The 14,729-nt window shown below is 55.3% G+C and carries 11 protein-coding genes; 7 read left to right on the plus strand and 4 right to left on the minus strand.

All coding sequences use genetic code 11. The annotated features are described in order from the left end of the window. The first annotated feature begins 204 nt into the window (after window positions 1-204). The gene (locus PL263_RS19725; protein WP_278210981.1) at window positions 205-969 is read left to right on the plus strand and encodes a haloacid dehalogenase type II; all 765 of its coding nucleotides are present in this window, start codon (window positions 205-207) and stop codon (window positions 967-969) included. 255 nt (window positions 970-1,224) lie between these two features. Then, entirely contained in the window at window positions 1,225-2,475 is a 1,251-nt protein-coding gene (gene clcA, locus PL263_RS19730; protein WP_278210982.1) for a H(+)/Cl(-) exchange transporter ClcA, read from the plus strand. Window positions 2,476-2,648: 173 nt separating this feature from the next. Here the strand turns inward: clcA and PL263_RS19735 are convergent, their stop codons facing one another. Then, a complete protein-coding gene (locus PL263_RS19735) occupies window positions 2,649-5,045 on the minus strand; it encodes an ATP-binding protein (protein ID WP_278210983.1) in 2,397 nt (798 codons plus the stop codon). Between the two features lie 601 nt (window positions 5,046-5,646). Here PL263_RS19735 and PL263_RS19740 point away from each other — a divergent pair. The 4 genes from PL263_RS19740 (at window position 5,647) to PL263_RS19755 (ending at window position 9,227) form a co-directional block, all read left to right on the plus strand. Then, complete coding sequence (locus PL263_RS19740; protein ID WP_278209722.1) at window positions 5,647-6,693, plus strand: IS110 family transposase; 1,047 nt, start codon at window positions 5,647-5,649, stop codon at window positions 6,691-6,693. Between the two features lie 384 nt (window positions 6,694-7,077). After that, window positions 7,078-8,043, plus strand: coding sequence for a hypothetical protein (locus PL263_RS19745; protein ID WP_278210984.1), 966 nt, complete (start codon window positions 7,078-7,080; stop codon window positions 8,041-8,043). A 21-nt stretch (window positions 8,044-8,064) separates the two neighbouring features. Beyond that, a complete protein-coding gene (locus PL263_RS19750) occupies window positions 8,065-8,343 on the plus strand; it encodes a hypothetical protein (RefSeq protein ID WP_278210985.1) in 279 nt (92 codons plus the stop codon). A gap of 152 nt (window positions 8,344-8,495) precedes the next feature. Beyond that, on the plus strand, window positions 8,496-9,227 hold the full coding sequence (locus tag PL263_RS19755) for a hypothetical protein (RefSeq protein WP_278210986.1): 732 nt from the start codon (window positions 8,496-8,498) through the stop codon (window positions 9,225-9,227). 297 nt (window positions 9,228-9,524) lie between these two features. Here PL263_RS19755 and PL263_RS19760 read toward each other — a convergent pair whose 3' ends face one another. From PL263_RS19760 to PL263_RS19770, 3 genes are all read right to left on the minus strand, one after another. Next, window positions 9,525-10,106, minus strand: a complete 582-nt coding sequence (locus PL263_RS19760; RefSeq protein ID WP_278210987.1) for a hypothetical protein — start codon at window positions 10,104-10,106, stop codon at window positions 9,525-9,527. Window positions 10,107-10,167: 61 nt separating this feature from the next. Beyond that, complete coding sequence (locus tag PL263_RS19765; RefSeq protein WP_278210988.1) at window positions 10,168-12,690, minus strand: ExeM/NucH family extracellular endonuclease; 2,523 nt, start codon at window positions 12,688-12,690, stop codon at window positions 10,168-10,170. Window positions 12,691-12,924: 234 nt separating this feature from the next. Then, window positions 12,925-13,719 carry a UDP-2,3-diacylglucosamine diphosphatase gene (locus PL263_RS19770; protein WP_278210989.1) on the minus strand — a complete coding sequence of 265 codons (795 nt, stop codon included), beginning with the start codon at window positions 13,717-13,719 and terminating at the stop codon, window positions 12,925-12,927. 254 nt (window positions 13,720-13,973) lie between these two features. On the opposite strand from PL263_RS19770, the gene phoU reads away from it, so the two are divergent. Then, window positions 13,974-14,711 (plus strand): phosphate signaling complex protein PhoU, encoded by a 738-nt coding sequence (gene phoU / locus PL263_RS19775; RefSeq protein WP_140910929.1) that lies wholly within the window; start codon window positions 13,974-13,976, stop codon window positions 14,709-14,711. Window positions 14,712-14,729: the final 18 nt, after the last annotated feature.

A 14,729-nucleotide genomic window follows, 5' to 3' on the forward strand; every position in this document is an offset into this window, starting at 1 on the left:
GGTGCTTGCTGCTTGACGGACATATCTGAAATCGTTTTTTTAAAAGGCTCCGGTTATCGCTGGTATTCCGTTGGTACCTTCTGCGGCATAAAGCCTGAGCCTGCCGCAGCCTTATGCGATGTTGCTTTTCGGTCGCCCTAGCCAATGGCATAAAGGCGAACCGGTATATAAGGGCCTTTTAAATTGTGATTTTGGAGAACTGCAATGCCGATGAACCGCCGCGAATTTCTGACTGTTTCCGGTAGCGTTGCCGCCGGCCTGATGTTGCCGAACCCGGTCCGGGCCGAAGCGGCGACCGGGATTAAAGCCGTCGCCTTCGACGGCTTTACCGTGTTCGATCCGCGGCCGATCGCGGTCTTGGCCGAAAGCCTGTTTCCCGGCCAAGGTCAGGCCCTGGCGCAAACCTGGCGTACCCGCCAGTTCGAATACACGTGGCTACGGACCCTGATGGGGAATTACGCCGATTTTTGGCAAGTCACCGCGGAAGCCTTGGACTTTGCGGTCCGCCAACATCATCTGGATGTAAGCGGCGAAAAACGCGACCGCTTGTTGCAAAGCTTTCTGAGGTTGGAACCTTGGCCGGATGCGAAAGAGGCCTTGCTGCAAATGAAGGCCGCCGGCCTGCGGCTGGCGTTTTTATCCAATTTCACGGCAGCGATGCTGGACGCCTGCGTCAAGCATGCCGGCCTGGAGGGGATTTTCGAAGCGCATCTGAGCACCGACCGGGTCCGCGCCTTCAAACCGGACCCGCGCGCCTATCAAATGGGAGTAGACGCCTTCGAACTGCCGCGCGCACAAATCGCCTTCGCCGCGTTCGGCGGCTGGGATGCGGCCGGGGCCAAAGCCTTCGGTTATCCGACTTTCTGGGTGAATCGGGTACAGGCGCCGCTGGAAAATCTGGGCGCGGCCGCCGACGCCACCGGGATCACTCTGCACGAGCTGGCTGTTTTCGTTAAACATTCGGCTTGAGTCGGTAGTCCCCGTCAGCCGGTTCATAGCCAACCAATATCGTTATCGCAACCCCGAGTTTCCGGATTAGTTTATAAAAATCAATTGGATGGCGCTTGGCGTGTGTCCGGTTGATATTTTGAGGCAAACATTGTTTGCCTCAAAATTAGCGGGTTCGTTAGAATCGGCCGGCATGTCAATCGACTTAAATTGGGAGGGCGTATCGAACATTCAAACCGACAAACGATCGGTGTGGCCGATGCGCATCGACACCGCATGCTGCCGCAGGCCCTGGCGGTGGGGGTAGGCGCCGGTTTCATTGCGGTCTGTTTTCGCTTGTCTCTGGATGGCGGTGAAGCCTACCGTCAGCAATTCCTGGCCCACGTTGCAGGCCGGCACGAGTTGGGTATCGTCGTTCTGTTCGGTATCGCTTTGGCCGCAATCGCCGTTGCCGCCGGCACGGTAAGTTTGCTGGCGCCGGAAACGGCCGGCAGCGGCGTCCCCCAATTGAAAGCGGATTTGGCAGCTAACCGGCGGCTGCGTTGGGTTCGTATTCTATTTGTCAAATTCTTCAGTACCTGGCTGGGCAACAGCGCCGGCCTGATTTTGGGGAGAGGCGGCCCCAGCGTGCAGATGGGGGCGGCAATAGGGCAGGGCTTGTCCCAACTTGGGTCGGGGAGAAGCCCGCGGGACTCCGCCATTTTGTTGGCAGCCGGCGGCGGCGCCGGTTTGGCAGCCGCTTTCAATGCGCCGTTATCCGGTCTGACCTTCGTTTTGGAAGAATTGGACAGGCGTTGTTCTACGTTGGAATTTTTCGTGGCGGCCGTGGCTTGTTTGTCCGCCGATATGGTATGCCGAGCGTTGTTGGGCCAGGACGCGACGTTCCAGATTCCGTTCACCCCCGCACCGGCCTTAACCCAACTCAGTGCATTTTTGCCGCTGGGCGTTTGCGCCGGGCTGTTCGGCGCATTATTCAATTACCTGATGCTGCGCGGCCGCTCGCTGGCCGATCTGCGCGGTTGGCGGCGCTGGCTGTGGTGGGCCATGCTGGCCGGGCTGGTGACGTTCACGGCGTTCCGTAGTCCTTTGCTGCTGGGCGGCGGCCAGGCCTTGATCGACCAACTGCTGAACCGGGACGGGTTTGCCTTGCAGATTGTCCTGGCCTATTGGTCGATTCGTTTCGGTTTGACCGTAGCCAGCGCAAACTCCGGCGCCGCCGGCGGCATCTTCATGCCGGTATTGGCGCTGGGGGCCTTGCTGGGCTGGGCTTTCAGTTTGCTTATCGGTCCATTGTTGGACAACCCGGTCGATCCGCGCCTGTTTGCAACGGTCGGTATGGCCGCGTTTTTTACCGGCGTGGTGCAGGCGCCGCTGACGGCGATTGTGCTGATTATTGAATTGACCGGCAATTATGCGCTGATCCTGCCCTTGTTCGTCGCTTGTTTCATGGCGCTGCTGATTGCCGGCTGGTTGAAAACCTCGCCGATATACGATGCACTGATGAAGAGCGCCGGCGGCCGGCGTTGATTCAGCGTTGGTAGCTTCATTTTCACGAAGGGGAGCGTGGAATCTTAGCGGATCGATTGATTCGCTATTGGCCGGCCTATCTCGTCGGTTGCCGGAGGTGGTTGCTGAGTTGCCGGCGGAAACGATCGAAGGCGATACCCCTTCGCTCTGACCGGGTCGGTGCGGCCCGTAAACTATTTGCCGTCGCCTTTGCTGCCGAACTCTTTGATCGTATTGGTGAATTGCTTTAATTGGGCGTCGATGCGGCCGTTGAACGAGTCGGGCGGATAGGCGCCGCTGGCGTCGGCGGTGCCGACTTCGATGCCGCTCAACAATTCCATCGCTTCGTCGACCGTCGTGACCGGATAGATATGAAATTGCCCGGCCTGGGCGGCGTGGACCACGTCCCAGCGCAGCATCAGATGCGGCACGTTACTGGCCGGAATGATCACGCCCTGGCTGCCGCTCAGACCGCGGGCGGCGCAGATGTCGAAAAAGCCTTCGATTTTTTCGTTGACGCCGCCAATCGGTTGCACCTGGCCGAGTTGGTTGACGGAACCGGTCATCCCCAGATCCTGGCGCAGCGGCACTTGCGCCAAAGACGACAGGATCGCGCACAACTCCGCCAGCGACGCGCTGTCGCCTTCGACGTGGCCGTAGGACTGCTCGAACACCAGGCTGGCCGATAGCGAGAACGGGCTGTTACGGGCGTAACGGGCGGCGATGAAGCTGGACAATATCAGCACGCCCTTGGAATGGATCGCGCCGCCCAATTCGGTTTCGCGTTCGATGTCGACCACCTTGCCGCTGCCCATCCGCGTCGTCGCCGTGATCCGCGACGGCTGGCCGAAGCTGAACTCGCCCAGTTGCAACACCGATAGGCCGTTGATCTGGCCGGCGACGCGGCCTTCGGTGGCGATCATGATCGTGCCGCGGCGGATGGTTTCGTACAGCCGCTCGCGCAATTGGTCCAGCCGGTGGTTTTTCTGGTCGATGGCTTGCTGCACGTCGCTGTTGGCGATCGCGGTATGGCCGTTTTCGGCGGCCCAATAGTCGGCCTCGGCCAACAGGTCGCGGATGCTGCGCAGATGAGTCAGCAGCTTTTCCGAGTCGTCGGCCAGCCGCGCGCTGTGTTCGATGATGCGCGCCACGGCCGACCGGCTCAACGGCCGCAGTTTTTCGCGGCGGGCGATGGTGGCCAGCAGGCGGGCGTATTCCAGTGTGTTGTGTTCGCGGTCGATATGGCTGGCAAAGTCGGCGGCAACCTTGAAATAATCGGCGAATTCCGGATCGTAGAAATTCAGCAGGTAATACAGCATCGGCTCGCCCAGCAGCAAAACCTTGACATCTAGCGGAATCGGCTCCGGTTCCAACGAGGTGGTGCTGATCAGGCTCAGTGCCCGCTCCAGCGATTCGATGCGGATCTCGCCGGCTTGCAGCGTGCGTTTCAGGGTTTCCCAGGCGTAGGGTTGCAACAGCAACTTGCGGGCGTCCAGGATCAGATAGCCGCCGTTGGCCTTGTGAAACGCGCCGGGCTTGATCATCGTGAAGTCGGTGACCAGCGAGCCCATTTGCGCCTGATGGTCGATGCGGCCGAGCAGGTTGGCGTAATTGGGCAAATCTTCGCACACCACCGGCGCGCAGCGTTTGTGGTTCAGGCTCACCATCAGGTTGACCCGGTAGCGCTTGAACGGCGCCGGTTCCTGCGGCAATTCCATGAATGAAAGCACCTTCTCGCTATGCGGCATGAAGTCGCGGACATGGTCGATGATGTCCTGCTGCACCGCGCTCAGATAGTCCTGCACCGCCTGGTTTTTGGCGTATTTTTGCTTCAATTCGTCGATGGAATGGTGCACGGCCAATTCGGCGACTTCCCGGTTCAAGGCCTGGATCTTGCGTTTGGTTTGCTTGCGCCATTGCGGAAATTTCTTCAGCGCATCCTGCACCTTTTCCTGCAAATCCAACACCGTGTCGTGAAATTGATGCTGGCGCTCCTTGTCCAGCTTGTTGAATTGGTCAGGGGTGTAGGGTTCGTTGTTGTCGTCGGCCGGCAGGAAGGCGTAGCCGTTCGGGGCCTCGGTGAAAATGATGTGGGCTTGTTCGGCTTCCTCGCGCAACTGGTTGATGGCTTCCTGCTCGCGTTGGCGCGATTCGTTTTCCAGCTCGCCGGCGCGCGAGCGGTACTCGTCGCCGTCGAAGGCGGCCGGGATGCCGACGCTGAGTTCGTCGATCAACTCGGCCATATCGTCCTGAAAGCCCTTGCCCTCGCCGGGCTCCAGCCGGATCGCCTTCGGCTTGGCCGGCTGGCTGAAGTTATGCACGTAACACCAATCCGCCGGCGGCGGTTGCCGGCAGGCCTCGTGCTCGGCCAGTTGTTTGATCGTGGTCATTTTACCGGTGCCGTCCGGCGCCAGCGCGAAGATGTTGTAACCGCTCTTGTCGATGCGCGGGCCGAACTTGATCGCGGCCACGGCCCGGTCCTGCCCCAGCAGCGTATCGACATCGTCCAGTTCGTCGGTGGTGGTAAAGCTGAACTGCTCCAGCTGGCACGGTTTATAGAGTTGCGACGGCTCTAGCGGTTTGATGGTCATGGCCTGTGTTCCCCATCCGGTCTTGGCGCGGCGTTGGTCTGTGGATTCGAGTTCCGGTCCGGCAGAATAGTGTAGCGATCTGGGCCGGAGCATGTTGCAGGATAAGCGGATTCAGGTCAAACGGAATGGCTGTGGGGTGTGGGGTTTTCCAGCGTGGTTTATGGCGATTTGGGTTTGTAGTTTGAAGGTTAGGTGGATGGGTTAAATTTGGTGTCGCTGTCGCGATGGTTTTTTGATGCCGGTTCGCGGACCGGCAGCCGCGATACTTTTCTTTGCTTGTCCAAAGAAAAGTATCCAAAAGAAAAGACACCCGGATGCCGCTTGTTTCCTGCGCGCCGTAGCTTTTATCGAGGGTCGGCAGAAGGGGCTTCCCAGCCCCTCCGCCGACGCACCGCATCCATGCGGTGCCCCTTCGGGCTGATCTCGATAAAAGCTCCGGTGCTCGGCGCGGCATACGGGAGAAAACCCCGCCGCTATATTCGAATCCGGCTAATATTTGTGCAGTTTTGTAGGGCAATGGGATGGACTCCTCCCTCCTAGCGGCATCGGGTGCCAGAGGGATAGACTAAAGCTATCCGACAAGCGGAAGGAGGAGTCCGAGATGAATGTTAAACGTATAGGAATTGATTTGGCAAAACAGGTGTTTCAAGTGCATGGGGTCGATAGCCACGAACAGACCGTGCTGAAGAAAAAACTTAAACGCGAGCAAATGCTGCCGTTTTTTCGGGACTTGCCGGCGTGTTTGATTGGCCTGGAAGCCTGCAGCAGTGCCCACCACTGGGGACGAGAACTCGAAAAACTGGGTCATACCGTCAAATTGATTGCGCCGCAATTCGTCAAACCCTATGTCAAGGCGAACAAAAACGACGCCAATGATGCGGAAGCGATCTGCGAAGCGGTCTCGCGACCAACGATGCGTTTCGTAGCCATCAAGACGGTGGCTCAGCAAGACCTACAGGCCACGCATCGCATACGCAGTCAATTGGTCAGTCAGCGCACCGAGAAGGCCAATCAAATTCGCGGCTTGCTGGCCGAATACGGCATCGTCGTCGGACAACGCCTGGAAACCTTACGCAAAGCGCTACCGGGCTTATTGGAAGATGGTGACAACCACCTGACCAGCCACTTCCGAAGTTTGCTCAACGGTTTAAAAGACGATTTGATCGGCCTGGATGAGCGCGTCAAAGATCTGGATAAACGCATTCAACGCCAAGCCGATACCGATCCGGGCGCCAAACGTCTGCAGCAAATTCCGGGCATCGGCCCGATTACCGCCACAGCCCTGGTCAGCGGCGTGGGTGACGGCAAGCAATTCAAGCGTGGACGGGACATGGCGGCTTGGCTGGGCTTGACGCCAGGTCAACATAGCAGTGGCGGCAAGGAACGGCTGTTGGGCATCAGCAAGCGCGGCGATGCCTACTTGAGGACCTTGTTGATTCACGGCGCACGGGCCGTGCTCAAAGTCGCCGGGCAAAAAGACGATCCGCGCAGCCGTTGGCTGCAAACCCTCAGCGAGCGGCGTAACAAAAACATCGCCGCCGTCGCCTTGGCCAATAAAAACGCTCGAATTGCTTGGGCGTTATTGAGCAAGAACATCGACTACCAACCGGACCGAGACCGGCCGGCTGGGGAATCGGCTTGGGCCTGACAGTAAACTGTCACGCCCAAACCGATTGAGATAAAAGAGCAATCCACTCGATTGCGAAGCATCACCCTGATGGCAACCGGACGAACCGGCGCTGGTAAAACCTGACTATTGAGTTGTGCCCAAGAGCACGTTAGGGCGATAAGGAACCAGCGCGCGAATAGCCCATTATGGCCAGAGCCTATGATGCTCAAGTAAGGCCGGATATACGTGTGCAGTCGTACCTTTTACCAACAGAAGTGATTTGCTTGCAAAACGGGAGGAGTCCATATACGTATTAGCGATAGCGTAATGCGCCGAATGCTTTAAGGCCGACATGAGGCGCAATACGGCTACGTTTATTGAACGCCCTACGAAAATTGCACGTTGCGGCCTTAAATTGTATCTTTGAAAAACCATTTAAAAACAAACATGCTACCTAAAGTAATCGTTCACTCAGATTGGAGTATCAGCCCGAACAAGCGTTGGATGTGCCAAGCGGTCCTTGATGGCAATACTTATCGTTTGTCAGCACCTGTGCAAGTGAACAGCCCCGATAAATTGGTGAAGAATCAACTTTATCAAGCCAAAGATGGTGGAGTTATATTGGGATTTGATTTTCCGATTGGTTTCCCGAAATCCTATGCAGGTCGTGCTGGTATTGATAAATTTATCGATGTGCTGCCGGAATTGGGAAGTGGTCAATGGCGAGATTTTTTTAAACTGGCTGAACGATCTGAGGAAATATCAATATACAGGCCATTTTATCCATTTCGTTCTGGTGGAACTAAGCGCAGTCAACTTGTTGAAGGGTTAAAAGTAGAAAGTTTTACGGAGCTGTTGAGGCGTTGCGAATTAGGCAGCGAGAAGCGGAACGATGCATGCTCATTGTTTTGGACATTAGGCGGAAATCAAGTCGGCCGGGCCGCAATTTCTGGATGGCGTGAAATTCTGATTCCTTCGTTAAGAACCATGAAAACTGATATAGCCATTTGGCCTTTTGATGTACAAATGGATCAATTAACTGAATTCAATTCCGCCGTTATAGTTGAAACTTATCCTGGAGATGCGTGCGTACAAATTGGATTAGGAGCGGCGGGGCGTGGTTGGTCAAAGCGGAACAGGGAGCATCGCATTAGTAAAGCGCAGGCCATAAAAAAAATAGCAAGCGAGTTGGGGCTTGATATTAAACCTATTGAGTCCGCTATTGATGATGGTTTTGGTAATTCTGATGTTGGAGAGGACCAATTTGATGCATTAATTGGCTTACTTGGCATGTTATCAGTTGTTCTGGGAATACGGGATGACGGGTTACCGGAAGATGAGTCTGTAACAACGGTTGAAGGTTGGATATTTGGACAAAAAGTAAATTAATATTTATTAGGGCTTACTGTAATGAATTCGGAATATTATTCGTTAGATTTAATCGTTGAAAAATTAAATAAGCACAAACAGCGAGCGACATATGGAGCTGTTGCAGGTGTTTTGCGAAAACTACCTATAAGCCTGATGAAGGGATATGAAAAATGTCCTCGCTATTCTTGGATTGTCTCCGAAAAAACAGATCGCCCTACAGATTACACTGTAGAGCAACTTCATCCTGAATTGGATTCAAAAACATTCACGATTAAAACATCGAAAAATCTAATCGAATGGCTTATGAAAAACCCATAGTTTGATGGGCAAAAAGGTTTTCCACTTATGCTTCTGCCCTGCATGTGGTGGAGTAGCTTGGTTTTGATTAAGAAATGCATGATTATGTAGTCACCTCGGATCACTCTTTTTCGGGATTTCTAGGAAATTTTTTAAAATAGGTTTGATTGATAATGAAAATCGAAGATTCTTATCTTAGATCACTAGAGATAATACACATTCACTTTGAATATAGTCTTAGACAAAACCAACAAGCGGCAAAGCTTGTATGGAGGTTATATCAATCCGATCCTAATTTGTTGCTTGATGTATATGCTAATATTTTTCGCCAATTTCGGGCAGATAGTCCCAAGCTTTTGACTGATGACACTCAGGCTAAAATCCTTTCGCTATTAGATAGGCCTTTATCTTCTTCTGAGTCAGAAAGTGCGATACTAGAGAAAGTTTACTCGTCAATAAACTATGAGTATGCTCTTGCTAGACACCTTCTAGCGCGCATGCCAAAATTGGACTTCTTAGGGCTGCTTGAGCTGCATGAATCCAGAAGACTAAGTCATCCAGTATTAGGAGAGTATAAGCTGCTTGTTTCAATAGGGACAGCCTTGTTTGCCCTTTGGAATAAATCTGAAATAGAATTGTTAGGAGATGTCCAGATAAGACTTCCTTACGATCATATTCCAGGGGAATGGCAAAACGCATTTTGGATTATTATATTTGGTTTTTCCTTGTTGGCTGGGATATATTTCTTTGTAATTTACTCTCATAAACAAAGGATTCACAAATCAGTAAAAAATATATTTGAGGCAGGGAGAATAATTTCAGAATCCGAGAAAAGATTGAAACAGAAAACAATTTACAAACGTCTTCCTTGCTTTTCTCATTCTGGTAGTCTGCGTAGGCGATAAAAGCTTCTTCGTTCGTTGAAAATCTTCACTTCGCTAGCGCTCCGTTTCCAAGATTTTCAGCGGCTGCAGGGATACCGCTCGTTTTCGGGAGGCCAGGGATGGCCCTTCCGAAAACCCTCGGCAAAAGCGAGAAGCGCAGGAAATTGGCGGAATGTCGGGTGGCCTTTTCTTTGGATACTTTCTTTTGGCCACGCAAAAGAAAGTATCGCGGTTGTCGGTCCGCGAACCGACGTTAGAATAAACCGTCGCGTTAGCGACACAAAATTACATCCAGTCTACGCTCGGATTTACCCAATTCTAACCAAGTCTCCGCCGAATCCCACCAAAACTCACAACCAACCCACTAACAAACATAACCAAAGCCCCCGGCAACGGCACGGCGGTAATATCAAAGCTACGGCTGGCATTAATTCCAACCGGACCTTGGTTCAAAAAGATCAGACCTTGATTGAAGTCGGATAAATCGGATGCGATCGCCAACGTCACTTGGCCGGCCGCCAGCGCTTTGAAATGCAAAGTCGCCAGATTGAACGTCGATGCGGTCGAGGGGTTACTGCCGATGCCGGGAAACGCCGAGCCGGCGGCGTGCAGATTGACCAGCAAGCTGTCGTCGGAGAACAGCGGATTGATCGTGCTGCCTTGAAATTCCACCAGGCCCGAGATCGAGCTGGCGGCGTTCAAGCCGAAAGCCAACAGTTCGTCACTGCTATCGGCCGCGAACAGATCATGCGCGACCAGATCGATAGCGAATACATCGCCGACGCGGATTGAATTGCCGGCGGTTTCCAGGCTGAAGGAGAGAGTGGCTGCCTGGCAATGGGCCGTGGTCAGCAACAGGCTGGCGCCGCATAGCGCCAGAATACGAAGCAAGTTTTGCATATTGTGATCCTAAAAATTAATCAAGGCCGCCGGCAAACGGTTTGCCGGCGGCCAGCCGGAGTTATTGGGCGCGAATGGAGGCGGTATAGCTGTTGAAATGGCCGTACCAGATTCGATAATCGGCGTACGTCACGCAACCGCTCATGTCGTAATCTGCTTCGGCGTTAAACCCTGTCTTACCCACGCATTTCCCGATTTGAGCTTTAACCAGACCGGCGTCGCTGTTGTCGACATCGCCGTCGTTATCCAGATCGCCGGGGACGAAAAGTTTGACCAGCAATGGATCGTGGTCGGAGGAACGGTAGGCATCTGCCGCGTAAAAGCTGGTGACTTGATTGGCCGATTTGAACTCGGTGTTGTAATCCAGCGCGCGCGGTTCGTCGGCGTTGATGTGCCATTCGCCAGCACTTTTGACTTGCGGCGCTAGCGGGCTATTGGCCAGCGCATGGTCCAGATAACCCGCAGCGCCGTCGAACACGTAGCTGTAAGCAGCTTGATTGCCGACGAAGGTTTCCAGCAGGTTGCGGTAGCCGGCGTTTTTCAGTGCGGTAATCGGGTCTTCCTGGGCATAGCTGTTCAGGTCGCCGACGATCAAGTTGTTGGCCGCGCCTTGCTGGGTCGGGTCGCCGGCCAGCCAGCTAGCCAGGGCTTGCGCGGCATCGGCGCGGGTTTGATTGCAGTTGCCCTGGCCGTCGCCGGTATCCGGGTCGTTGACGTCGTCGCAGGCTGAACCTTTGGATTTCAAATGGTTGACCGCGACCGTCAGCAGCTTGTTGGAGGCCTTGTCCAGAAAGGTTTGCGACAGGGTAGGGCGGTTTTTGCTGTCGATGAATTGCGGGTTAACAGACGAATCCAGAATCGCCACCTTACCGGCCGCTGTGACTTTCGCCGGCTTATAAATGATGCCGACCGCGATTTCGTCCGTGCCGACTTTGCTCAGGCCCGGATTGACGAAGGCGTAGGTGCCGGCGCCGGCCAGTTGATTCAAGCCGTTGACCAGGTCGGCGATGGCGCTGGTGCTGCCGTAGCCGTCGTTTTCGATTTCCATCAAGCCCACCACGTCGGCATTCAAGGCATGGATGGCCGGAATGATTTTGGCGCGCTGGCGGTTGAATTCGGCCAAGGTATTGGCGCCGCGCGCGGTCGGGAAGCCGCCGCCCAAGCCGTTACCGTTGAAGTAATTCAACACGTTGAAGCTGGCGACTTTCAACGAGCCCAAACCGGTTGGCGCCGGGTTGGCCGGACGCGCGTTGCTGGCGCTAAACGCCAACGGTTGGGTCGGCTGCAAACGGTAGACGCCGAAATCGTAGGCCAACACGCCGGTGGCGCCGGTTACCGTAGCGCCGGAGCGCAGGCTGTTGGCCGCGCTCAAGCCGGCCGGTTGCGGATAGATCACCGGATCGGGATTTTGCTGGTTGCTGCCGTCGTCGACCAACAATTGGTTCAATTCATTTTGTGCAGCAACATCGTTGGCGGCTTGGCCGGGCGCAGCGACTTGGGTCGGCGTCCACAAACGGCCGCCGGACGACAACAGCAATTCGCCGTATCGGGCCAGATTGTAATTCTCGGTTACGGTCAGGGTTTGCGGCAGTTGTACCAGCATGCCTTCCCAACGTTCCGGTTCGTTATTGGCGTTGTCGAACGGCAGGTTGATTGTCACCGGCTCGGGCAGGGCGTTGCCGCTGGAACACACTTCAACAGAAGTGACGTTTTCCAGCCGGGTCATGCCGAAGCTTTCGGCGACGCTGCCGACGATGTGGACCCGGTCGCCGGCGTTGACCGGCGTATTGGCCAGCACGAACAGGCCTTCGGAAGTGGCCGGATTGGCGTCGGCATCGCTGCCTTGTTGGACGAAGAAACCATTCAAATTGCCGCTGCCTTGAAAGTCGGCGCTGACCACGGCTTCGACGTGTTGCGCCGTGCCGTTCAGCGGGCTGACGCCGCCGCTGCCTTGAATCGCGCTGATCAAGGTTGCCGGCTGGCCGCACTGTGACGTGGGCGGTGGCGGCGCGATGCCGCCGAAGGTTTGGTCGGCGTTGGGATTACCAAAGCTATTGGCCGCTACCGTCGTCCAGGCGAAATCTTCATAGCTGCTGCCGGCGCCCTTTAATTGCAGGGACTGGCCTACGGCGACGCTCGACTCGCTGACGCCGATATCCACGCCGACTTTGCCGGCGGCTGGGCCGCCGACTGCGGTAAAGCTGCCTTCATAAGTTAAAAATTGTACGACCGTGCTGCCGTTGACCAGCGCAATGCCGTCCGGCGACCCGTTCTGGATACCGTCGGTCGGGTAACTGAAGCTCAGCGTGCCGAAGCCGGTGCCGGTCTGATCGGCAATGACGCCGCTCAGCGCTTTGGTGTTGTAACTGGCGCCGCCGTTGCCGTTGTACAGTACCAGCGACCAGCCGCTGAGGTTGGTGCCGGCCGGGCCGGCGATTTCGATGGCCTCGCCGGTGTCGGTTCCGGCGTTGTCGTAATGGATTTCGTTGATAAATACCGGGGTGGCGGCTTCGGCAGTAACCGAAGTGGCGAGTGCGCCTAGCGCCGCTAGCAGCGGCAAGCGGCTAAGTGGGTTTGCGATCATGGTCGGATAGTCTCTGTATGGCAATAACAGCGAACAGGCTTGGCGCCTGGCCGACTCGCAGAAAATCCCGCCGCTGGTTCAAGGGGGTAGCGCCGAGGCGGGACCGGATGTAACAACCGATTCTGCAAGCCCGGTCGCATTTTGCGGGATAAGCCGGAGCCGCAGGTTAAGATACGGTGACGGTTTGCGGAAGTTTTGGTGAAACGTATTACACCGGGGCGGGTGGGGCGATGCCTAGCCGGCGTGGGGCAGGCCAGGTTCCGCGTGCGCTTCCGGGTTCGGTTTTTCCTGTTTCAACCAGTTCACCAGTTCCAGGCGGCCGTCCGCGTGTTCGACGATGGCGGTGCAGCTTTCGACGAAGTCGCCGGTGTTGACGTAGGTGAAACCTTCGATTTCCTTGATTTCGGCGTGGTGGATGTGGCCGCAGATCACGCCGTCCAAGCCTTGGTTTTTAAGGGTGCGGACGATGCTTTCCTCATAATCGGAGATGAATTGCACCGCGTTTTTGACCTTGAATTTGACGAAGGCGGCCAACGAAAAATGCGATCGGTAGCCGATCAGTTTTTGGCAGATGCGCAGGAAGCGGTTGATTTCGATCAGCCAGTCGTAACCGACGCTGCCGATCTTGGCCAGCCAGCGGTGGTGTCTGGCGATGGTGTCGTATTCGTCGCCGTGCACGATCAGGAAGCGTTTGCCGGCGGCGGTGGTGTGGATGTCGGAGCGCTTGACCACGATGTCGCCGAATACGTAATCGTCGTATTCGCGCACGTTTTCGTCATGGTTGCCCGGGACGTAGATGATCTGGGTGCCGTGGCGGGCTTTGCGCAGAATTTTCTGGATGATGGTGTTGTGCTCGCGCGGCCAGTACATCTTTTTGGATAAGGCCCAAAAGTCGATGATGTCGCCGACCAGATACAGTTTTTCGCTGTCGTTGTGTTTCAGAAAATCCAGCAGCGCTTCGGCGTGGCATTGGGTGGAGCCGATGTGCAAATCGGAAATCCAGATGGTTCGGTATGTAGAGGCAGTCATAAATACGCCGGGTATGGATAGCGGATGGGCGTATTTTTCTGGCTGTTTATGACAGCAGTATGACGACTTGCCGAGCTAGGGTTGCCGGTGGTTGATTTTGCCGGTATTGTCCGCTTGTCACAATTCCGTCATCCGTGCCAGGCCTGTACCTGGCTAAGCCACGCCAGTCGGGCGTTGGTGTCACATTCTTGTCATTTTGGCCGGTTAAACTTCGGGGTGTAAAAACTGCGCGTTAACCCGATAGAGGCTTGGCCATGACGACTCCGACCGACACCAGCGGCAATCCGCATACCTTGCACGAATACGACAACGACCTGAATCATTTGTACGGTCTGTTGCTTGAAGTGACCGACTTGCTGATCTACCAGTTGGAGCAAGCGATGCAGGCCATGGATTACGGCGATGCCGAACTGGCGCAAAAAGTCATTTCCCGCCAAAAAAAGCTGAAACATTTCGAAAGCAAGATCGACGATGGCGTATTGAGCGTGATTGCCCGGCATTGCCCGGTGGCCAACGATTTGCGTCTGGTGTTGTCGGTATCGAAGATCTCGGCGGAGTTTTCCAAAATCGGCGACGAAATCGGCGAATTTGCCAGACTGATCACGGTGTTGTTCGATCCGAATACCAGCGATCCGAACGAAAAATTGCTGGCCGACATTGTCAAGATGGGCGGCTTGGTCAAGTTGATTCTGGACAAGTTGATGGTGGTGTTCGAAAACCGCGACTCCAAGCAAGCCTACGCGCTGTTGCAATGCGACCAGCTCTGCGAAAACGAGTTGCAGGAAGGGATCAAACACCAATTGGCTTATGTGCTGCACGACGCCCGCATGATCCGCCGGGCGCTGGACATCATGCAAATGATGAAAATTTTGGAGCGGTGCGCCGAGCATTGCCGCGTCATTGCCGAACATGCCGTGTTTATGCTGGACGGCGTCGATATCCGCCACGGCGGCCTGCTGCGCCAGCAAGCGCCTAGTCAAGGCGACGCTTGACCGGCGGTTGGATCAGTA

The organism is Methylomonas sp. EFPC3, assembly GCF_029643245.1.
GTDB lineage: Bacteria > Pseudomonadota > Gammaproteobacteria > Methylococcales > Methylomonadaceae > Methylomonas > Methylomonas koyamae_B.